General features: G+C 67.5%; 18 protein-coding genes. 11 read left to right on the top strand and 7 right to left on the bottom strand.

Going from position 1 to position 21,510, the window contains the following annotated elements:
• The first annotated feature begins 34 nt into the window (after positions 1-34).
• The 3 genes from ACWDXS_RS09340 to ACWDXS_RS09330 are packed head-to-tail and all read left to right on the top strand — an operon-like array spanning position 35 to position 3,355.
• Entirely contained in the window at positions 35-1,054 is a 1,020-nt protein-coding gene (locus tag ACWDXS_RS09340; RefSeq protein WP_449963942.1) for an NAD-dependent epimerase/dehydratase family protein, read from the top strand.
• Positions 1,051-1,803, top strand: a complete 753-nt coding sequence (locus ACWDXS_RS09335; protein WP_379312729.1) for a glycosyltransferase family 2 protein — start codon at positions 1,051-1,053, stop codon at positions 1,801-1,803. Before ACWDXS_RS09340 ends, ACWDXS_RS09335 begins: the two co-directional genes overlap by 4 nt.
• A 37-nt stretch (positions 1,804-1,840) precedes the next feature.
• Positions 1,841-3,355: a class I adenylate-forming enzyme family protein gene (locus tag ACWDXS_RS09330; RefSeq protein ID WP_449963937.1), complete on the top strand. Its 1,515-nt coding sequence runs from the start codon at positions 1,841-1,843 to the stop codon at positions 3,353-3,355.
• A gap of 38 nt (positions 3,356-3,393) precedes the next feature.
• On the opposite strand, the gene ACWDXS_RS09325 is transcribed toward ACWDXS_RS09330, so the two are convergent.
• Entirely contained in the window at positions 3,394-4,674 is a 1,281-nt protein-coding gene (locus tag ACWDXS_RS09325) for a phthiocerol/phthiodiolone dimycocerosyl transferase family protein (protein WP_449963934.1), read from the bottom strand.
• Between the two features lie 93 nt (positions 4,675-4,767).
• On the opposite strand from ACWDXS_RS09325, the gene ACWDXS_RS09320 reads away from it, so the two are divergent.
• Together ACWDXS_RS09320 and ACWDXS_RS09315 are read left to right on the top strand one after the other, a co-directional pair.
• Positions 4,768-5,046: a hypothetical protein gene (locus tag ACWDXS_RS09320; protein WP_056813016.1), complete on the top strand. Its 279-nt coding sequence runs from the start codon at positions 4,768-4,770 to the stop codon at positions 5,044-5,046.
• Positions 5,043-5,366 carry a hypothetical protein gene (locus ACWDXS_RS09315; RefSeq protein ID WP_378632602.1) on the top strand — a complete coding sequence of 108 codons (324 nt, stop codon included), beginning with the start codon at positions 5,043-5,045 and terminating at the stop codon, positions 5,364-5,366. Before ACWDXS_RS09320 ends, ACWDXS_RS09315 begins: the two co-directional genes overlap by 4 nt.
• An 85-nt stretch (positions 5,367-5,451) precedes the next feature.
• On the opposite strand, the gene secA is transcribed toward ACWDXS_RS09315, so the two are convergent.
• Entirely contained in the window at positions 5,452-8,250 is a 2,799-nt protein-coding gene (gene secA, locus ACWDXS_RS09310; RefSeq protein ID WP_378993532.1) for a preprotein translocase subunit SecA, read from the bottom strand.
• 227 nt (positions 8,251-8,477) lie between these two features.
• Here secA and ACWDXS_RS09305 point away from each other — a divergent pair, with 227 nt between their 5' ends.
• The 6 genes from ACWDXS_RS09305 (at position 8,478) to bluB (ending at position 15,405) form a co-directional block, all read left to right on the top strand.
• The gene (locus ACWDXS_RS09305) at positions 8,478-9,890 is read left to right on the top strand and encodes a WS/DGAT/MGAT family O-acyltransferase (protein ID WP_378993531.1); all 1,413 of its coding nucleotides are present in this window, start codon (positions 8,478-8,480) and stop codon (positions 9,888-9,890) included.
• 10 nt (positions 9,891-9,900) lie between these two features.
• Positions 9,901-10,446, top strand: a complete 546-nt coding sequence (locus ACWDXS_RS09300) for a DUF6912 family protein (protein ID WP_449964741.1) — start codon at positions 9,901-9,903, stop codon at positions 10,444-10,446.
• A gap of 100 nt (positions 10,447-10,546) precedes the next feature.
• Positions 10,547-11,704, top strand: coding sequence for a ferredoxin reductase (locus tag ACWDXS_RS09295; protein WP_378993530.1), 1,158 nt, complete (start codon positions 10,547-10,549; stop codon positions 11,702-11,704).
• 299 nt (positions 11,705-12,003) lie between these two features.
• Positions 12,004-13,407 carry a fatty acid desaturase family protein gene (locus ACWDXS_RS09290; protein ID WP_449963927.1) on the top strand — a complete coding sequence of 468 codons (1,404 nt, stop codon included), beginning with the start codon at positions 12,004-12,006 and terminating at the stop codon, positions 13,405-13,407.
• A gap of 94 nt (positions 13,408-13,501) precedes the next feature.
• Complete coding sequence (locus tag ACWDXS_RS09285; protein WP_378632593.1) at positions 13,502-14,746, top strand: fatty acid desaturase family protein; 1,245 nt, start codon at positions 13,502-13,504, stop codon at positions 14,744-14,746.
• 23 nt (positions 14,747-14,769) lie between these two features.
• On the top strand, positions 14,770-15,405 hold the full coding sequence (gene bluB, locus ACWDXS_RS09280) for a 5,6-dimethylbenzimidazole synthase (protein ID WP_378993528.1): 636 nt from the start codon (positions 14,770-14,772) through the stop codon (positions 15,403-15,405).
• A 51-nt stretch (positions 15,406-15,456) separates the two neighbouring features.
• Here the strand turns inward: bluB and hpf are convergent, their stop codons facing one another.
• From hpf to mtrA, 5 genes are all read right to left on the bottom strand, one after another.
• A complete protein-coding gene (gene hpf, locus ACWDXS_RS09275) occupies positions 15,457-16,086 on the bottom strand; it encodes a ribosome hibernation-promoting factor, HPF/YfiA family (protein ID WP_378993572.1) in 630 nt (209 codons plus the stop codon).
• 258 nt (positions 16,087-16,344) lie between these two features.
• Positions 16,345-16,989 (bottom strand): ComF family protein, encoded by a 645-nt coding sequence (locus ACWDXS_RS09270; RefSeq protein WP_449963923.1) that lies wholly within the window; start codon positions 16,987-16,989, stop codon positions 16,345-16,347.
• A 33-nt stretch (positions 16,990-17,022) separates the two neighbouring features.
• On the bottom strand, positions 17,023-18,840 hold the full coding sequence (gene lpqB, locus ACWDXS_RS09265) for an MtrAB system accessory lipoprotein LpqB (protein WP_449963920.1): 1,818 nt from the start codon (positions 18,838-18,840) through the stop codon (positions 17,023-17,025).
• Complete coding sequence (gene mtrB / locus ACWDXS_RS09260; RefSeq protein WP_449964738.1) at positions 18,837-20,720, bottom strand: MtrAB system histidine kinase MtrB; 1,884 nt, start codon at positions 20,718-20,720, stop codon at positions 18,837-18,839. The genes lpqB and mtrB overlap by 4 nt, the downstream gene beginning before the upstream one ends.
• Positions 20,721-20,790: 70 nt before the next feature.
• Complete coding sequence (gene mtrA, locus ACWDXS_RS09255) at positions 20,791-21,468, bottom strand: MtrAB system response regulator MtrA (protein WP_056813049.1); 678 nt, start codon at positions 21,466-21,468, stop codon at positions 20,791-20,793.
• Positions 21,469-21,510 lie beyond the last annotated feature (42 nt).

Raw genomic sequence — 21,510 nt, 5'->3', positions numbered from 1 at the left:
CTTCGCGAGATCGTCGACGGGATAGCGTGGCGCGATGACAGTGCTGGTGACTGGCGCGAGCGGGTTCGTCGGCGGCGCGATCGTGCGCGGGCTGGTGGCGCGCGGGGTGCCGGTTCGGGCGATGGTTCGCGATCCGGCCTCGGCACCGGAGGGTGTCGAGGTGGCGGTGGCCGATCTCGCCGACGCGGGTGCGCTGGCCGCGGCGGTGGCCGGAGTGCGCGCAGTGGTGCACGCGGCGGCCCTGCTCGGTGAATTCGGCAGGCCCGCCGAGTTTTTCGCGGTGAACGTGGCCGGGACCGATCGGCTGATGCAGGAAGCCGCGGCAGCCGGAGTACGGCGGTTCGTGTTCATCGGGAGTCCGAGTGCGTTGATGGCGCCCGACGGCGGGGATCAGGTGGGGATCGATGAGACCGTGCCCTACCCGGCGCGATTTCTGAACAGCTATTGCGAGACCAAGGCCGTGGCCGAGCAATTGGTGCTGGCCTCCGATACACCGGAGTTCACGACGTGTTCGTTGCGACCGCGCGCGGTGTGGGGGCCCGGCGACCGGCACGGGCCGATCGTGCAGATTCTGGCGAAGTTGCGGGCGGGGCGGTTGCCGGATCTGTCCGGCGGGCGCGATGTTCGGGCTTCGCTGTGCTACATCGACCACCTCGTCGACGCCGCCACTCTCGCGCTGACGGCCGAGAAAATCGGTGGGCGTGCGTATTTCATCGCCGACGCGGAGCCGGTGCCGGTATGGGCGACCTTGGACGCGGTGGCCGCACGGTTCTCGTTGGCCGGACCGAGCGTGACAGTACCCGCGACGGTGCTCGGCGGGGCCTTGGCGGCGATCGAAACTCTGTGGCGGATACCGGCGGTCGCGCAGCGGTGGACTCCCCCGCTGTCGCGGTACGCGGTCGCGCTCGTCACCCGGTCGGCGACCTATGACATCTCGCGCGCCGCCCGTGAACTGGGCTATCGACCGGAGGTGCCGTTCACGACCGGCCTGGACGACTTCCACCGCTGGGTCGACCAGGTCGGCGGGCTGGACCGGCTGCTGGAGGACGCGTGAGTGATCTGTGGGTGGTGATTCCCGCCTTCGACGAGGAACGCGGCATCGACAGCACCCTGAATGCCATCGCGGCGCAGCAGGACACGGATTTCACGGTGGTCGTGGTCGACAACAACTCCACCGACCGCACCGTCGAGGTGGTGCGGGCCTTCGCCGCCGCCCATCCACTGCCGCGCATCGTGGTGATCGACGAGCAGCAGAAGGGCACCGGCGCCGCCGCCGATACCGGGATGCGCTACGCGATTTCCCGAGGCGCCACCTACCTCGCGCGCACCGACGCCGACTGCCTGCCCGCCCCCGACTGGACCCGGCGGATCAAGGCCGGGTTCGGCTCCGGGCTGCGATTGGTCAGCGGTCAGCTGATTCCGCGCACCGATGAAGGCGTTTCCTGGATCGACCGCACGATCATTCGGGTGGCACTGGAAGTGGCCTCGACGTTCGGCAAGGTGCGCTCGGGCAACCGGGATCCGAAGTATCTCGGACCATATGTGATGACACCGGGGTGCAACATGGCCATCACCGCCGAATTGTATGTTGCCGCAGGCGGATTCCCGCGCACCGCGATCGAGGATCTCCACGAGGACCGGGCGCTGGTCAACGCGGTGCGCACGATCACCACCGACTATGGTTTGCGCCGGGACGTGCGGGTGCACGGCTCGAATCGGCGAGTGCGCGCCTGGGGTATTCGCAAGACGCTGGCTTGGTACGCCGATCATCGGTATCGGCCCGACGTGGTCGATATTCGGTGACCGCGGCCGGGCCGATCGGCAGTGGAGGGGAACATCGGTGACCGACTTTCTCGCACGGCTTGCCGCGCAAGCCGCACGGATTCCGGACGCGTCGGCGCTCGGCACGGTCGGCAAGCGCGCGCTCACCTACCGGGAGTTGGTGGAGTCCGTCGGCCGGGTGGCACACAACCTCGGCGAGGCGGGGTTCGCGCCGGGCGATCGAATGCTGTTCTCGATCCGGCCGAGTGTCTCGTCGGTGCTGGTGATCTTCGGGGTGATCGCAGCGGGCGGGACGATCGTGTTCGTCGACCCCGGCGTCGGGCCGGAGCTCTTCGCCAAGCGAGTCGGCCTGGTTGAACCAGCTTGGGCCGCAACAGAATCGCTGCTGTACGCGGTGAGTGGCCCACTCGCCGGGTTCGGGCGCAAGAAGGGGCTGGAACTGCCGCGGTTCGGCGCGCTCGATGTTCGCCATATCCACAGCGGAGTGTGGTTGCCCGGTACGCCGTTCGGGTCGATTCCGTTGCGGCGGTTCACCGGTGACGCACGCGAGACCGCCCTGCCCGCCGCGGATCCCGACGCGGCGGCGTTGATCGTCTTCACCTCCGGAACGACGGACGACCCGAAAGCCGTGGTGCACACGCGTGCTTCGCTGAGCGCGGGACTCGCCGCGATGGGCGGAAAGACCAGCCTCGCGCCGGGCGCCTTCCTGCACACCGAGCAGCTCATGATGGGACTGCCCGCGTTGATGGCGGGGGCGCGGTGGGCGATGCCGCGGTATCCACGGTTCGGGACGCACATCGATCCTGTCCGATTCACGCGAAATCTGCGGAGCGCTACGCATACGTTCTACACCCCGGCCGATCTCGCTGTCGCGCTCGACGCGATCGAAGCCGGCGACCTCGAGCCGCCGCCGAATCTGCGTCAAGTAGCCCTCGGCGGCGCGCCGGTCACCTCCGCACTCCTGTGCCGGGCACGGAAATCGTTGCCCGACACCGAGTTTCTCGCGATCTATGGGATGACGGAGATCCTGCCGGTGGCGATCGCGACCGGCACCGCCAAGCTCGCGCACGACGGGGATCTGCTCGGCGCTCCGGTGCGTGGTGTGCAGGCGCGGATCGCCGACGACGGGGAACTCGTGCTGTCGGGCCCGAACCTGTGCCGCGGGTATCTCGGCGCGGAGCCGCTGACCGAGATCGCGACCGGGGACCTCGCACGGTGGGACGGAACGGAACTCGTCCTCACCGGACGCAAGAAAGACATGATGATCCGGGGGAAGACCAATATCTACCCGGGGTTGTACGAGCCGGTGATCACCGCGATCGACGGGGTGCGCGAGGCGATCATGGTCGGCCTGCCGGACGAGATCGGCGATGAGCGGATCGTGCTCGCCATTGTCGCCGAACCGGGAGCAGACGACATCGCGGCCCTGCTTCGCGAACGACTGCCGCAGGTCATCGACACCACCGCCGTCCCCGACGACATCGTGGTGGTGGATCGGATTCCGGTCAGCGGGCGGACGAACAAACCGGATCGCGCGGTGCTACGGGAGCTTGTGTGCAAGCTGCTCGCCTGAGTGCGGGCCGCCCGCTGGACTCGGTGCTGCCGGTCGGCTCAGCGGGTCACCGAGCGGAGCGTGCGGTCGGCGAGGGATTCGATGGTGGCCCGAGGGAGCATGGTGTCGACGTAGCAGAAGGTGATCGACATCGTGGTGCCGAGAGTGGCCACCGCGACCGTCAGCGCACTGGCGCAGGAGTTCGTCCCGGCGACCGTCAGCGCCGTGATATCCAGCGGCTCAGGGGTTTCGGGCGGTGAGAGTCTGCCCAGATTGCTGAGAGTGACGTTCCACGGAGCCCGGCGGTCGATGAGTTCGATGGTGCGCCTGCCGGATTCGAGCGAGCGAGGGCAGCCGTAGCGGATGGCGGCCAGGGCGGTGAGGTCGGTGTTCTTCGCCAGCCGCTGGTGCAGTTGGGTTTTCGCCGCGCGAGCCGCGTCCCACAGGGAATGGCCAGGGCCGTAGGGGACGAAAGTGGGGACGACCGCGGTGAACATGCCGGGCTCGTCGTCGGCCGGGGGCGGGTTCAAGCGGGAGCGGACGTCGACCGGAATGCCGATGCCCGCGACGCCGGAGGGCCGGGGGGCGAGTTCACCGAGGGCGTTGGCCAAGGCGGCGGTCAGCGCGGCGTTGACGGTGACGTCGTGCTGGTGGCAGCGGGTCCGGAGCTCGGTGAGGGTGTCGCCCTCGACGGTGCGGATCACGGTGCGGGTGCGGCGGATCGGAAGTGGTGGCGCGATGCCGGGCAGGCTGGTCGGGCGGCGCGCCATCGCGGTGAGCTGACCGGTGAGGTTGGTGCGCAGGCAGCGCAGCAGGCGCGTGTGTGCGGGAGGGATGAGGTCGTCGGGAGCCGGAATCGGCGGACGCGCGGCGCCGGGGAGGGGAGATCCGAAGGCGTAAGCGAGGATTCGCCACCCCAGCGACGTCATCGAGCGGCCGTCGAGCAGCACATGCGACAGCACCAGGATCAGGTCGTGGTGTTCCTCGGAAGTGCCAGGGCGCCACACCAGATCGATGAGGCGCCCAGGTGCGGTCGCGAGGTCGACGGGCTCGGCCAGCTGTTCGTCGAAGACCGTGCGCCACTCGTCGGGGTCGTCGACCATGCGGTGCAGGACCGGTAGATGCGGGTCGGCGGACGGGGCGAAACGCGGGCCGTCGACAACGGTTGTCCGCAGTAGCGGAAATTCCGCGACCAGCGCGTCAGCGGCCTCTTCCAAGCGGTAAGCGCCGATCGGGCCGCGCACCCGCAATCGGACCACGCAATTCGCCGGCGACAACTGATCGACGAGCCAGAACCACCGCTCCGATGCCGACAGCGGGCGCATCACCTCGCCCAACACGGCCTCCGCTGTATCGACACACCGCGAGCGTACCGATGCCCGCCCGAAACTCAGCACTTTCACATGGCGTTACTACATGCGTATTATGGACTTATGGGTTTCGAGTGGCCTGATTGGGCGATCGCTCACCTGATCGGCATCGAACCCAGCGAGGTTCGGCAGGTCCTCGCAGCGTCACGACGGTGGCCACGCCCGGCCTTCGACGGCCAGGTGACCGTCCTGACGGTGTGGGGGCGCACCACAGCCGGCCGCCCGTTGATCGTGGTGATGCGGCAACGGGAGGACTGGACGTGGGTGATCATCGGCGCACGCACGATGCGCGCCGAGGAACTGGCGCAATTCGAGCAGTGGGAAAGTGAGACCCGATCATGAGCGAGCCAGGACTTCCGTCCAGCAAAGAAGAACTCGCCGACTTCATGGATCGGCTGAGTTTCTCCGACGAGCCCACCGATGCCCCACCACGTCTTCCCGTCAACGAAGACATCATGGTGACCACGTCGATCCGGCTCCCCCTCGGTCTGCACAGCCGGCTGAAATCCCTCGCCGACGAACGTCGGGTAGGAGTCTCCACCCTCCTGCGCGAATGGGCTGAGGCAGCCGTCGCCGATATCGACGACGAAGACCAGATGATCTCCCTGGCCGAAGCCAAACGCGCCCTCTCCCGAGTCCACCCCATCCACCGAGCGAGCTGACGCGAGGACCGACCGGTAGACGGAAATACGACTGAAGCCCCCGCCGAAAGCGGGGGCTTCAGTCGTCTCGATCAGCTGGCTCGGCTCAGCGGCGGCGCTTGCCCTTGGAGTCGGTGCGGGCGGCTTCGCGGCGTTCGCGGCGGGTGCCGCCCTGCTGATGACCGCCGTATTCCTGTGCGTCGGAATGGGATTCGGCGTGGCCGTCCTCGGCGGGGCCCGAGTAGTTCATGGCTCGGGGAGCCTGGTCGCTGATTCCCTTGGCACGCAGAGCAGGCGGGGCCTGGGTCTCCGCGGGGGTGTCCTGCGGGCGGGCACCGACCGGGGAGCGCAGACCCTTGTCGACCGAGACGCCTTCGGGCTGGGGCTGCTGGACCTCCACCTGGAGGTTGAAGAGGAAGCCGACGGACTCCTCCTTCAGGCCTTCCAGCATGGCGGCGAACATGTCGAAGCCCTCGCGCTGGTACTCGACCAGCGGATCGCGCTGGGCCATGGCGCGCAGGCCGATGCCCTCCTTGAGGTAATCCATCTCGTAGAGGTGTTCGCGCCACTTGCGGTCGAGGACCGAGAGCAGAACCTGACGTTCCAGGTTGCGCATCGCGCCTTCGCCCGCGAGGCCGTCGATCTCCTGCTCGCGCTTCTCGTAGGCGGTGTGAGCGTCGTCGAGGAGCGTTTCGCGAAGCTCGTCGCGGGTGAGTTCGCCCGCGTCGCCGGTGGCAGTCTCGCCGGTGAGTTCCTTGTGATCCAGGCTCACCGGGTAGAGCGTCTTGAGGGCGGTCCAGAGCTTGTCCAGATCCCAGTCCTCGACGTAACCCTCGGCGGTGGCGCCGTCGACATAGGCGGTGGTCACGTCGGTGATCATGTTCTGAACCTGACCCTCCATGTCCTCGCCGCGCAGGATCTGGTTGCGCTCGCCGTAGATGACGGTGCGCTGCTGGTTCATGACCTCGTCGTACTTCAGCACGTTCTTGCGGATCTCGAAGTTCTGCTGCTCGACCTGGGTCTGGGCGCTCTTGATGGCCTTGGAGACCATCTTCGCCTCGATCGGGACATCGTCGGGCAGGTTCAGGCGGGTCATGATCGACTCGAGCGCGGCGCCGTTGAATCGGCGCATCAGCTCGTCACCCAGCGAGAGGTAGAAGCGGGACTCGCCCGGGTCGCCCTGACGGCCCGAACGTCCACGCAGCTGGTTGTCGATACGACGCGACTCGTGGCGCTCGGTGCCGAGCACGTAGAGACCGCCGGCCTCGCGAACCGTCTCGGCGTCGTCCTCGGTCTGCTTCTTGACCTGGTCGAGTGCGGAGTGCCAGGCGGCCTCGTACTCGTCAGGGGTGTTCACCGGGTCGAGGCCCTGCTTGCGCAGCAGGATGTCGGCGATGATGTCGGCGTTGCCGCCGAGCACGATGTCGGTACCACGACCGGCCATGTTGGTGGCCACGGTGACCGCGCCGGGGCGACCGGCCTCGGCGATGATCTGGGCTTCCTGCTCGTGGAACTTCGCGTTCAGCACCGAGTGCGCCACACCACGCTTGGTGAACTGCTTGGACAGGTACTCCGAGCGCTCCACGCTGGTGGTACCGATCAGGACCGGCTGGCCCTTCTCGTGCCGCTCGGTCACATCGTCGACGACGGCGGCGAACTTGGCCTCTTCCGACTTGTAGATCAGGTCGGCCTGGTCCTTGCGGACCATCGGCTTGTTCGTCGGGATCGGGACCACGCCGAGGTTGTAGATCGAGTGCAGCTCGGCGGCCTCGGTCTCGGCGGTACCGGTCATGCCCGACAACCTGCTGTAGAGGCGGAAGTAGTTCTGCAGGGTGATCGTGGCCAGGGTCTGGTTCTCCGGCTGGATCTCGACCTTCTCCTTGGCCTCGATCGCCTGGTGCATGCCCTCGTTGTAGCGGCGGCCGACCAGGATACGGCCGGTGAACTCGTCGACGATGATCACTTCGCCGTCGCGGACGATGTAGTCCTTGTCGCGCTGGTAGAGCTCCTTGGCCTTGATGGCGTTGTTCAGGTAGCTCACCAGCGGCGAGTTCGCGGCCTCGTAGAGGTTGTCGATGCCGAGCTGATCCTCGACGAACTCCACGCCCTGCTCGTGCACGCCGATGGTGCGCTTCTTGATGTCCACTTCGTAGTGGACATCCTTCTTCAGCAGCGGCGCGATGCGCGCGAATTCGGCGTACCACTTCGACGACGCGTCGGCCGGGCCCGAGATGATCAGCGGGGTGCGGGCCTCGTCGATGAGGATCGAGTCGACCTCGTCGACCACGGCGAAGTTGTGACCACGCTGGACGAGATCGTCCAGGGAGTGGGTCATGTTGTCGCGCAGGTAATCGAAGCCGAACTCGTTGTTCGTGCCGTAGGTGATGTCGGCGGCGTAGGCCACCCGACGCTCGGCGGGAGTCATACCGCCCAGGATCACGCCGACCTCGAAGCCGAGGAAGCGGTGCACACGGCCCATCCACTCGGAGTCGCGCTTGGCGAGGTAGTCGTTGACCGTGACCACGTGCACGCCGTCGCCGGAGATGGCGTTCAGGTACGCGGGGAGCACACAGGTGAGCGTCTTGCCCTCACCGGTCTTCATCTCCGAGATATTGCCGAGGTGCAGCGAGGCGCCGCCCATGATCTGGACCTTGTAGTGCTTCTGGTTCAGCACTCGCCACGACGCCTCACGTGCCACGGCGAAGGCCTCGAGCAGCAGGTCGTCGAGGGTTTCCCCGTCGGCGTAGCGCTGGCGGAACTCGTCGGTCTTGGCACGCAGCTCGTCGTCGGTCAACGCTTCGATCTCGTCGCCGTACGCGATGACCTCATCGGCGAGGTTCGAGAGCCGCTTGACCATGCGACCTTCACCAATCCGTAGCAACCTCGTCAGTGTCAGCGCAGGCACGGGTCTCGTCAGTCCTCTGGTCGGAGTTGTGTTCAACGGCGATGGTAGTCCGCAGACCACCGTACCCGGCGGCGCGGACCCGTGCCCGGCGTACCGGCGCAGTCATTACCCCAGGTCACGACGCTCGGCGAGCCTCCTTGCCCGGCACCGCGATTCACCTGCCGTGACGTAGGATGTAGCGCGTGCCCGATCAGCGCCATGCGGCACCGGAAGGAGCTTCGGAGCGCGTGATCACGAGATTGACGCCGCAAGACGCGTCGTTCTATCGGCTCGAGTCGAGCAGTAACCCGATCCACATCGGCTCTCTCGCGATCCTGAACAACTCCTCCCCCGACAGCACAGGCCAGGTACTGGACTACGAACGCCTCGTCGACCTGGTCGAATCCCGGCTGCCGATGGTGCCGCGCTACCGCCGCAAGGTGCGCGAGATCCCGCTCGCCATGGGCAGGCCGGTCTGGGTCGAGGACAGCCGTTTCGACATCAGCTATCACATCCGGCGTTCCGCGCTGCCGAGTCCCGGCAGCGACGGCCAGCTCTACGATCTCGTCGCCCGGCTCGCGTCGCGACCCCTGGACCAGGGACGACCACTGTGGGAGATGTATCTGATCGAGGGCCTCGCCGACGGGCGCGCCGCGGTGTTCACCAAGTCGCACTCGGCACTCGTCGACGGTGACACCGCCCTGGAGATCGGGCACGTGATCCTCGACAACTCCCCGCTGCCGCGCGAACTGGCCGACGACTCGTGGCGTGCGCCGCGCGAACCCACCGATGTGGAACTGCTCGCCGGAGCGCTCTCGCAACTGGCCGCGCAACCGCGCGAGGCCTACAGCGTGATGCGCGACGCCGGATCGAACGCGTTCGGGGTGGTGCGCGGCACGCGGATGGCGGTGAAGGCCGCGGCCAGCGTGGTGCGCGCGGCGACCTCGAGCGCGGCGCCGGACAGCCCGCTCAACGCCCGCACCTCACGCAGCCGCCGCTTCGACGTGGTGCGCACCGATCTGGACGACTACCGCACGATCCGCAGGCATTTCGACTGCTCGATCAACGACGCGGTGCTCGCGGTGGTCACCGGGGCGCTGCGCAACTGGCTGCTCTCGCGCAACGAGGCACTGGTCGAGTCGACCAATCTGCGCGCGGTGGTGCCGATGTCGGTCTACGTCGACGGCGACAATCAGCTGACCCCGGCCAGCGAGGTGTCCTCGTTCCTGATCGATCTGCCCGTGGGCGAACCGAATCCGACGATGCGGCTCTCCCACATCTCGCACGCCACCGAAGCGGCGGGCAGGCAGCGCCGCGGGGTGCGGGCGCGCACACTCGTGCACCTGGCCGGGTTCGCGCCCGCGAGCCTGCACGCGATGAGTGTGCGCGCGGCGAGTACCTTCGCCGACAACAGTTTCAATCTGGTGATCACCAACGCGCCGGGACCACAGACCGCGATGTACATCGGCGGCGCGCGCATGCTGGAGATGTATCCGGTATCACCGCTGCTGCGCAATCAGACGTTGAGTTTCGGGCTCACCTCGTACGACGGTCAGGTCTTCTACGGACTCAACGCCGACCGCGACGCCATGGCCGATATCGATGTCCTCGCGGCATCGGTGCACGAATCGATGGAGGAGTTGCTCGGTGCCTGTCTCTGAGAACGACACGATGCGCGTCTACATCCCGGCGACGATTCCGCTGCTGCGCCAACTCGTCGACGAGCAGCAACTGCTCCCGCTCGGCGCGACCGCGTTCGCCGTGACGCCCGCGCTGCGCGAGGCCTACGCCGCGGGCGACGACGAGGAGCTCGCCGAAGTGGCGATGCAGGAAGCCGCCCGGGCCTCCATGCGGTTGATCGGCGCCGAGCGCGACGGACTCGACGATCTCGACGACGACGCCGAGGGCTCGGCCACCACCCCGGGCGGCCCGGTATATCGGCGCGCGGTGATCGCGGCGGATGTAGCGGGGGCGAAACTGCGGCCCGATCTCGACGATGCTGTGGTGAAGGTGTCGGGGCCGGTCACCTTCAAACAGGTCGCGGCCGTGCATGTGGACCTGGCCGAGGCCGAGCCGCAGGTGGCCAAGGCGGTGGACGTCATCGACGCCGCTGACCTCGGCGATACCGACGCGGAATTCGTGCTCGGTGACGCGGAGGACCACCAGCTTGCCTGGTACGCACCACAAGAACTGCCGTTCCTGCTCGAGCTGTTGTAATTTGCGGCGGGCGGCGGCGGGGTTGCCCAATGTTCACAACTGGCGCTGAACCTACGATGCCGTAACCTGGCTGCGAGAGGGCTACCCCACGGTGGACCGGATGCACGACAGGGAGAAATCGCACAGCATGGTCATCGACAAGTTCCGGGAATGGCTCGAAGCACCGGCGGCGCAGGTCGCCGACCGCGGCGGCAAGCTGAACATCTTGCGCGGCGCGGTAGCCCGGGTCACCACTCCCCTGCTGCCCGACGACTATCTGCATCTGGCCAACCCCCTGTGGTCGGCGCGCGAACTGCGCGGGCGCATCGTCGAGGTTCAGAAGGAGACCGCCGACTCGGCGACCCTGGTGATCAAGCCGGGCTGGGGCTTCGATTTCAAGTACCGCCCCGGGCAGTACATCGGCATCGGCATCCTGATCGACGGCCGCTGGAACTGGCGTTCCTACTCGCTGACCTGCCCGCCGGACTGGACCGGCGAGGGCGGCAAGCGGCTCATCTCCATCGCGGTGAAGGCGATGCCGGAAGGCAAGTTGTCCAGCCACCTTGTCAACGGGGTGGCCGCGGGCACCATCGTGCGGCTGGCCGCGCCGCAGGGCGGGTTCGTGCTGCCGGAGCCGCCGCCGGCGAAGGTGCTGTTCCTCACCGCGGGCAGCGGGATCACCCCGGTCATGTCGATGTTGCGCACGATGGACCGGCGCGACGGCGTCAACGATGTGGTGCACGTCCACTCCGCACCCACCGACGCCGACGTGATGTTCGGCGCCGAACTGCGCGCCCTGCACGACAAGCACCCCAGCTTCGTCTCCCACCTGCAGCTCACCGATGCCCACGGCCTGTTCTCCCTGGCCAGCCTCGACGAGCTCTACCCCGACTGGCGCGAACGCGAGACCTGGGCCTGCGGGCCTGCCCCGATGCTCGACGCGATCGAAAGCCACTGGAAGAACGCGGGTGTGGGCGACCAGCTGCACATCGAGCGCTTCGAGGTGGAACGCTCCGCGATCGGCGAGGGCGGCACGGTGACCTTCGGCACCACCGGACGCACCCTCACCGTCGACGGCGCCACCAGCCTGCTCGAAGCCGGTGAGTCCGTCGGCGTGCAGTTGCCCTTCGGCTGCCGGATGGGCATCTGCCAGACCTGCGTGGTGACGCTGTCCGCGGGACACGCCCGCGACCTCCGCAACGGCGACGAACGTCAGCCCGGCGACAAGGTGCAAACCTGCATCTCCGCCGCCGCCGGCGACTGCACGCTGGACATCTAACCGGTTGCCGAACCGCCGAGCGGGTACCCTTGACCTATGCGTCGGCCACAACCCGTGACCGGCGGCTATCGCTTAGGCCCCTCACTTCGATCAATGCCTGAGGGCGCGACTTAGGATCACTCACAGGCCGAACAGCATCGAGGCGACAGCCCTAGGCGCGCAGCGCCGGGTTTTTCGGCGTCTCGATTCCGGACTCGCCGAAGAGTGCGACCGAGCAGCGCCCTCGACCAGGCAAGATCGAGGTTCCCAGGCCGAGAACCCGCGGCATCAGCTGCTGATAATCAACAGGAGGACCCCCGGTGGCCATCACCGATATTCAGGCCTTCGCCCATCTGACGGCGGCCGACATCGAGACACTGGGGAAAGAACTCGATTCGATCCGCCGTTCGGTGGAGACCTCCCGTGGCGAGCGCGACGCCCGCTACATCCGCCGCACCATCGCCGCCCAGCGAGCTCTCGAGGTCGCCGGGCGCGCGGTGCTGTTCGGCAGCCGCAATCGCTGGGCGTGGCTGGGCGGCACCGCGATGCTCTCGGTCGCCAAGATCATCGAGAACATGGAGCTGGGCCACAATGTGAGCCACGGCCAATGGGATTGGATGAACGATCCCGAGATCCACTCCACCACCTGGGAGTGGGACATGACCGGCACCTCGGCGCAGTGGCGCCGGGCGCACAACTATTCGCACCACACCTACACCAACGTGCTCGGCAAGGACGAGGACCTCGGCTTCGGCATTCTGCGGATGACCCGCGACGAGGCGTGGCGTCCGGTGCATCTGGTCCAGCCCGCCGCCAATCTGCTGTTGGCCGCGACCTTCGAGTGGGGTATCGCGCTGCACGATCTCGGCATCGAGAAGGAGCTGGCCGGCGTCGAGGGCGTCACGATGACCTCGCCGCCCGACATCGAGTTCTACCGCAAGGCGGGCCGTCAGGTCGCCAAGGATTTCGTGATCTACCCGGCGCTGACCGGCCCGGCCTGGAAGTCGACGCTCAAGGCCAACGCCACCGCCAACCTCGTCCGCAATCTCTGGTCGTACGCCGTGATCTTCTGCGGCCACTTCCCCGACGGCGCGCAGAAGTTCACCGCCGAGCAGCTCGATGGGGAAACCCAGGGCGAGTGGTACCTGCGTCAGATGCTGGGCAGCGCCAACTTCAAGGCCGGCCCCGTGATGGCGTTCATGAGCGGCAACCTCTGCTACCAGATCGAGCACCACCTGTTCCCCGACCTGCCGAGCAATCGGTACTCGGAGGTGGCGGTCCGGGTGCGCGAACTGTGCGACAAGTACGACCTGCCCTACACCACCGGATCGCTGGGCAAGCAGTACCTGCTGGCCTTCCGCACCATCCACAAGCTGGCGCTCCCGGATCGCTTCCTCAAGCGCACCGCCGACGATGCGCCCGAGACGTCGTCGGAGCGCAAGTTCGCCGGCATCTCGCTGCCCGACAGCCTGCGGGTCGACCCGGAGACCGGAAAGCGTTTCGGTCTGCGCTCGGCGCTGCACGATGCCAAGGTCTCGCTCGAGATCAAGGCGCGGCACGAGAAGGAAGTGCTGCGCGAGGCGAAGACGGCGCTCAAGGCTCGAGCCCGGCAGGAGAAGATGGCGCTGCGCGAGGCCAAGCGGGCATTGGGTGAACGCGCCGTGCGCGAACGGGGCGTGTTGCGGGACAAGGCAGCTCGTCGCATGGCTCGCCATGCTCGATAACATTTCCATCTCGATCGCGCAATAGGACTTATCACACATTTCGTCCCGAAAATCGCCAACCTACGCTCTCGTAACTTACGGTACTGTAGCCGCCATGGCGATCTCGGATGTCAAGGAATACGCGCACCTCACCGCAGCGGATGTCGAAGCTCTAGGCGCGGAGTTCGATGCGATCCGCCGGGAGATCGAATCCTCTCGCGGCGCGGCCGACGCGCGCTATATCCGCAACGTCATCCGGCTACAGCGCGCGCTCGAGATCAGCGGCCGCACGGTCCTGTTCGCCAGCTTCCTGCCCCCGGCCTGGCTGGCCGGCGTCGCCCTGCTCGGCTCCGCCAAGATCATCGAGAACATGGAGATCGGGCACAACGTCATGCACGGGCAGTGGGACTGGATGAACGATCCGGAAGTCCACTCCACCTCCTGGGAATGGGACAACGCGGGCCCGTCGGCGCACTGGAAGATCACCCACAACTTCCTGCACCACAAGTACACCAACGTGCTCGGCATGGACGACGACATCGGCTACGGCCTGCTTCGCGTCACCCGTGACCAGCGCTGGATGCCGTTCTACCTGGGCAACCCCATCTACAACTTCCTGCTGCAGGCGCTGTTCGAGTACGGCGTCGCGATCCAGCACCTCGAGCTGGGCAAGGTCGCCAAGAAGAAGTGGGCCAAGGACTCGCCCGAGTGGAAGCAGTTCGAGGCCGACCGCACCCTGGTCCTGAAGAAGATCGGCAAGCAGGCCGCCAAGGACTACCTGGTCTTCCCGCTGCTCACCGGCCCGTCGTTCGTCACCACGCTCACCGCCAACATCGCCGCCAACGTGATGCGCAATGTGTGGACCAACGCGATCATCTTCTGCGGTCACTTCCCCGACGGCGCCGAGAAGTTCACCAAGGCCGACATCGAGAACGAGACCAAGGGCGAGTGGTACCTGCGCCAGATGCTGGGCAGCGCCAACATCAGCGGCGGACCGCTGCTGCACTTCATGAGCGGCAACCTCAGCCACCAGATCGAGCACCACCTGTTCCCCGACCTGCCGAGCAACCGCTACGCCGCCATCGCGGTGCGGGTGCGCGAGCTGGCCGAGAAGTACGACCTGCCCTACACCACCGGTTCGCTGCCGGTGCAGTACTTCAAGTCGTGGCGAACCATTCTCAAGCTGTCGCTGCCGAACAAGTACCTGCGCCACACCACCGACGATGCGCCGGAGACGAAGTCCGAACGCCTGTTCGCCGGCAACACCACCCCCTCGATCGACCCGGTGACCGGGCGTCGCCAGGGACTGCGCACCGCACTGGCCGCCGGCCGCAAGCTGGCCCGCCGGACCATGGCCTGACCGGCTGCGGTTGTATGGTCGGCGTGAGTGCCGATCAGCTGAGCGTCTACGACGCGATCCGTTTGCGTCGTGACGTGCGCGCCGAATACACCGGCGAGCTCGTCGACGACGACACCCTCCTGCGGATCCTCGACGCCGCGCATCGCGCGCCCAGCGTCGGGAACTCACAACCGTGGGACTTCGTGGTGGTTCGCCAGGCCGAGACACTGCGCCGTTTCGCCGACCATGTGGCGGACAAGCGGGTCGAGTTCGGTGCGGCGCTGCCCGCCGAGCGCGCGATGACCTTCGCGCCGATCAAGATCGACGGAATCGTCGAGAGCGGTACGGGTGTGGTTGTCACGCACGATGATTCGCGTGGCGGCCCACAGGTGCTCGGGCGGGCGAGTGTGCCGGAGACCGGCGTGTACTCCACCGTGCTGGCGATCCAGAATCTGTGGCTCGCGGCGACCGCCGAGCAGGTGGGGGTGGGCTGGGTGTCGTTCTACGATCCGGAATTCCTGCGCGAACTCGTCGGCCTGCCCTCTGGGATCAAGCCGGTGGCCTGGCTGTGCGTGGGCCCGGTCGACGCGTTCCAGCAGGTGCCGGACCTGGAACGTTTCGGCTGGCGGTCCGGCCGATCGTTGACCGAGGCCGTACATCACGAGACCTTCGGCGGCTGAACTAACAAGATCCGGACACCCGCACAGCGGATGCCCGGATCGGTCAGGGTTCTAGGCCAGCTTGATCAGGCCGTAGTCGAAGGCGTGTCTGCGGTAGACCACCGACGGGCGGTCGGTCTCTTTGTCATGGAAGAGGAAGAAGTCGTGGCCGACCAATTCCATCTGATAGAGGGCGTCGTCCACCGACATCGGCGTCGCGGTGTGCACCTTGGTGCGCACGATGTGGCCGGGGCCCGTCTCGTCGATTGCCTCGTCGTGGTCGTGGGCAGCGGAACCGTCCGGCGGGGTGAACAGCGACTCGTCGACCAGTGTGGCAGTGGCCTGCGCGACCGAGACCGGCGTCTTGTCGCCGTAGTGCACGACGCGCCGCTTGTCCTTGGCCCGGCGCAGTCTGCTCTCGATCTTCTGGGTGGCCGATTCGAGCGCGGCGTAGAAACTGTCGGCGCACGCCTCGGCGCGCACGATCGGTCCACGGCCGCGCGCGGTGATCTCCACACGCTGACAGGCCTTGCGTTGACGACGGTTGCGTTCGTGGAACAGTTCCACATCGAAGAGGAAGATCGACGGGTCGAAGCGCTCTAACCGAGACAGCTTCTCCGCGACGTAGATTCGATAGTGGTCAGGGATTTCGACGTTGCGACCGGAGACCACCACTTCGGCGTTCGGGGTCTCGAAGTCGATCGTCTCGGTGGCACCGTTCTGGAGTGCCGTGGTGGGTTCAGCATCTTGCACTGATGCCCGTGAAGAAGTCGTCACGCGTACCTCCCGGATATGGCCGCACAACTACCAACGTAGGGCGGCGGGATTGAGCTGTGCCGATCGGGAATCGCCCGGCACCTGTATCCGCGGCACCACCTCCCAAACTTGTGGTTCGGTGTGTGCTCGCGACGCTAGTCCGCCATCGGCAAGTCCGCCACTGTTCACGCGAACTTTCATCAGTCAAGCCGCGCAGGTCACCAAAACCGCGCGCGGAACTATGCCGATCCGGCTGAGAACACGTGTCGATTCGCAGGCGGTGGCACCGGTGGTGAGCACGTCGTCTACCAGCACTACCTGGGCTTTCGCACTGACGGCGACCCATTCGTCCGGTTCGGCGACAGTCATGATCTTGCCGCGCACATTGTGGGAACGCTCATGCGTCGTCAAGCCCACCGAATCCCGGACACCGCGTGCCATCCGCAGCAGCGGCACGCTCCGGCAATCGATCAGCCACCGTGCCGCGACCTCGGCCGAGCGGGCCACCGGGTCACCACCGCGCCGGCGCGCCGCCGCGGTTCTGGTCGGCGCGGGCACGAGCAACAGCGGGCGATCGGGGGCACGCAAGCGGGCAAGCGCGTGGGCGAGCGCCAGCCCGAGTGGGGCGGCGAGGTCGCGCCTGTTCTGTTCCTTGGCTGCCAGCACCGCCCGCTTGCCCACACCGGCGTAAGGACCGAGCGCCCAGCACGGAACACCGGGATCAGCGCGCGGCCGCACCCGGACGGGATCGCGGGCGAGTTCGGCCGCGCACTCGGCGCACCAACTCTCGCCGACCGCACCGCAGCCACCGCACCGATCGGGCAGGATCAGGTCGAGCAGGGTTCTCATAGCGCACGAGCATGACAGCGGGCACCGACATGATCAGCTCGGCAAGACCGGCACAACCCGCTCTCCGGTCAATCCGGGTACCTCACGCCAGAAACGGTCGTTGCGGGTCGGATCGGCGGTCTGTAGCTGCAGGACGGCCCGGGAATCGGCCACGTACTGCGTGGCCGGGGCCGCCGTCACCACCCGCACCGGCGGAGTGAGGTTCTGCGAGGTCACCGCACTGAACTGCGAACCGTCGATGGAGACGGTGAAGACCGGGTCGACATTGCCCTCGCGGGCCACCATGATCGTGTCGCCGGTGACCCAGCTCAACGACACCGCGCGCGAGCTCAGGCCGAGCGCGAGCGGCAGCGGTGAGGTGAGCGCGTACTTGCCGTCGGGGCGACGTTGGACCACCGCCACATACACCTTGCCGTCGGCGATCAGCGCCGCGCGCACGCCGGTGCGCGAGACCACCACCTCGCTGATCGGCGGACGTGGAGCGCCCGCGCCTTCGAACAGGGCCGTGATGTCGACGTCCTCGGTGGAGACATTGCCGGTGGCCCGATCGGTGACCGCCCGGATGACCCGGTCACCGTCGATCACGGTCCAGGCGGCGCCGCCGTCGCTGGTCCAGGACGGACGGGCGATGCTGGCACCCTCGGCGACCGCGAACGCCTTGGCCCCGTAGTTGCCGATGAGCAGGGTGCGGGCGGCTTCTGGCAGCGGTTTGCCGGAGTCGGCGACCGCGGCGACGAACTGTCCGTCGGCCGAGATGCCGACGGACTGCAGGTTGGTCGCCTCGCCGAAGGAACCACTCGGGGTGACGATCCCGTCCGGGGTGACCTGCACCAGGGCGCCGTTGCGCAGGGCGTGCAGGCCGATCCGGTTCTGGCCGGGCGCCGAGGCGCTGTACTGGTCGACATCGGCGACCGACCAGCCGCTGGCCGCGTACCGGTCGTCGAGCGGTTTACCGTCGGCGAGCAGCACGTACGGTCCGAGGATGTCGGCGCCGGCCAGGGTGAGCACCACCTGCGCGGCGAGCAGTTCGCGATCGCGCTGGCCGAGTCCGCCGATCCCGGCGAAGTCGATGCGCACTCCCCCGATGCCGACACCGACGTCACCCGGTTCGTTGTTGGCCTTGGTGATCGGACCGCGCAGCGAGACCGGCTGCGCCAACTGGTTGCGCACCACCGGGGCGATCGTGGACTGCGGGCCTTCGGCGAGCATGCCGATCAATCGCTCGGTGAGCTGGGCGCGCGGCACCGAGATCCAGCGCGGATCCGGGACCAGGAGCGAGTTACCCGGGTCGATGTAGTGCAGGACGTAGCGGTGGTAGGACTTGACGAACGCGTCGTTGCCCATCACGACGCCCGGCGGCAGCTCGGTGATCCGCCACTCGCCATCGATCTTGCTCATCTCGATCTTGTTCTCGAGCGTGCCCTCGGTGGCGCGGTAACCGCCGTCGCGGGCGAGCTCGCCGACCTTGCGGGCGCGCAGCACATAGCTGGCCTTGTCGCCCGACCGCGACTCGCGCAGGGTGTCGGGGCGATCGTCGACGATGGTGGTGCTCGCCTCGTCGTTCCAGCTGCCCGCCGTCTCGGGCGCCATGTACTGGCGGGCCGCGGCGTGCTGGTTGGTGGGGTCGGCGCTGGCGGTGAGGAAGTCGCCCAGCAGCAGGTCGGGGTCGCGGCCGGAGGTCGGCGGGGTCGGGCCCTCGGAGGTGGGCGCGCGGTTGATCGTGCCGAGTGCCTGCGGTGCGGAGGACTCCGGCAGGCTGGCGCACCCGGTGAGCACCATCAGCCCGGCCAGAACCGCCGCGACCAGTGCGGCGCCGTGCCGATCCCGACGATCACCACGCGCACTAGTCATGACTTCCTGTCTCTGGTCTCGGTGGGCGTCGACTCGTCGCGGTCGGCGTCGGCGGGGGCCGCGTCGCGGCCGTTGGTCGCCGGGTGCGCGCCTGCCGCAGGCGGTTCGATACCGGAATCGTCGGCCGAGGGGTCGTCTCGCGGTTCGTCTCCCGGCTCGACGACCGTCAGTTCGACAACAGTCGAGTCGGGTCCGGCCGAGTCGGGTCCGGTCTGCTCCACGTCGGCCGTCTCCGATCCCGTCGCCTCGTCCGCGGTCGGTCCGGCCGGTTCGGCTTCGACGGTCGTCGGCTCGGGTTCGGCTTCCGGCAGCGCGGGGACCTTGCGCAGCATCGGTTCCAGGGCGAGCGGGCTCTGCCCGAGTTTGCGGCCGCGCACCATCGGGAGCAGCAGCCGGAAGCTCGCGCCGACGCCGGGATCGCCCCAGGCCTCGAGCCTGCCCTCGTGCAGATTCGCGTCCTCGACGCTGATCGACAAGCCGAGCCCGGTGCCACCCGAGCGACGCACCCGCGAGGGGTCGGAGCGCCAGAACCGGTTGAACACCAGCTTTTCCTCGCCCGGCCGCAGCCCGACGCCCTGATCGCGCACCACAGTCGCGACAGCGTTGGACTCGGCGTCGCCGCGCATGCGGATCAGCACCGGCTTGCCCTCGGAGTGGTCGATCGCGTTGGCCAGCAGGTTGCGCAGCACGCGCTCGACGCGGCGCGGGTCGACCTCGGCGACCACCGGCTCCTCCGGCAGGTCGATCACCACCTCGACCTGGGCGTCGCGAGCCAGATGGCGGACCGTGGAGATCGCGGCACGCGCGCACATCCGCACATCCAGCGATTCGATCTGCAGTTCGGCCACACCCGCGTCGTGGCGGGAGATCTCGAGCAGGTCGTTGAGCAGGCCCTCGAACCGGTCCAGTTCGTTGACGAGCAGTTCCGAGCTGCGCGCGAGGGCGGGATCGAGATCGTCGCTGGAGCCGTGGATGAGGTCGGCCGCCATGCGCACCGTGGTGAGTGGGGTGCGCAGTTCGTGGCTGACATCGGAGGTGAAGCGGCGCTGCAGATTGCCGAATTCCTCGAGCTGGGTGATCTGGTTCGACAGGCTCTCGGCCATCTCGTTGAACGCTTGCGCGAGCCGGGCCATGTCGTCCTCGCCGCGCACCAGCATGCGTTCTTTGAGTCGGCCGTCGGCGAATCGGCCCGCGATCCGCGCCGCCGACCGGATCGGCAGCACCACCTGCCTGGTCACCAGCGCGGTGATCGCGGCGAGCAACACCAGCAGCACCACGCCACCGATGAGCATCGTGCCGCGCATCAGCGACAGGCTCGATTCCTCGCTGGCCAGCGGGAAGATCAGGTAGATCTCCAGGGTCGCGACCTCGGCGCTCGGGCTGCCGATGACCAGCGCGCGCCCGCGGTAGCCGTCGGGGTCGGCGACGGTGGTGAACTGGTAGGAGACCTGATTGCGCTGGACGAATCGGCGCAGCTCCTGCGGCACCTCGGCGAGCGGTCCGGCCGCGATCTCGTGTGGCGGAGTGCCGCCGACCATCGCCAGCGCCGAGTCGAAACTGCCCGCGGCGCCGCTGGACTGCCCGGTGCCACCACGGCTGGACAGCGCGGCTCGCGCGTCGGCGAGTTGCTGATCCTGGCTGTTACCGGACGGAACGCCGGACATCTTGTTCTCGATCGTGCTGCGGGCACGATCCATCTCCTCGACAGCCGCGTTGATCTTGGCTTCGAGGAGCCGGTCGGTGATCTGACCGGTGAGCACGACCCCGAGGATCGTGATCACGATGAGCGACAGGGTCAACGTCGAGACGATGACCCGCAGCTGCAGCGATCGGCGCCACAGGTGGCCGAGTGCGGTCCCGACGGCCTGGAACCAGGCCATGATCGGGCTCGCCCATCGCCGCAGCTGCGCCACTGGACCAGTGGTCACAGCGGCGCCCCGCAGTGACCGATCACGGCGGTCCGGCCTTGTAACCGACGCCGCGCACGGTGAGCACGATCTCCGGGTTCTCCGGATCCTTCTCGACCTTGGCGCGCAGTCGCTGCACGTGCACGTTCACCAGACGGGTGTCGGCGGCGTGCCGGTAGCCCCACACCTGTTCGAGCAGTACCTCGCGGGTGAACACCTGACGCGGCTTGCGCGCGAGCGCGACCAGCAGGTCGAACTCCAGTGGGGTGAGCGAGATCTGCCCGGGGCCGCGGGTCACCTTGTGCGCGGGCACGTCGATGACGATGTCGGCGATCGAGAGCAGCTCGGCGGGCTCGTCCTCGGTGCGGCGCAGACGCGCCCGCACGCGGGCGACGAGCTCTTTGGGCTTGAAGGGTTTGACGATGTAGTCGTCGGCACCGGACTCCAGGCCGAGGACCACATCGACCGTATCGGTCTTGGCGGTGAGCATGACGATCGGAACGCCGGAATCGGCCCGCAGCACCCGGCATACGTCGATACCGTTCATGCCGGGCAGCATCAGGTCGAGCAGTACCAGGTCGGGGCGGATCTCCCGCACCGCTGACAGGGCCTGTGTGCCGTCGCCCACCACATGCGGGTCGAACCCTTCCCCGCGCAAGACGATGGTCAGCATCTCAGCGAGTGCCATATCGTCGTCGACGACCAGAATCTTGGGCTTCATAGTCCTATGTTGTCATCTCCATGGCCAGGATCGGGCCGCCAC

The organism is Nocardia sp. NPDC003183 (assembly GCF_053590715.1).
The sequence above is the reverse complement of the archived record's forward strand: the minus strand, read 5'-3'. Positions and strand labels throughout refer to the sequence as shown.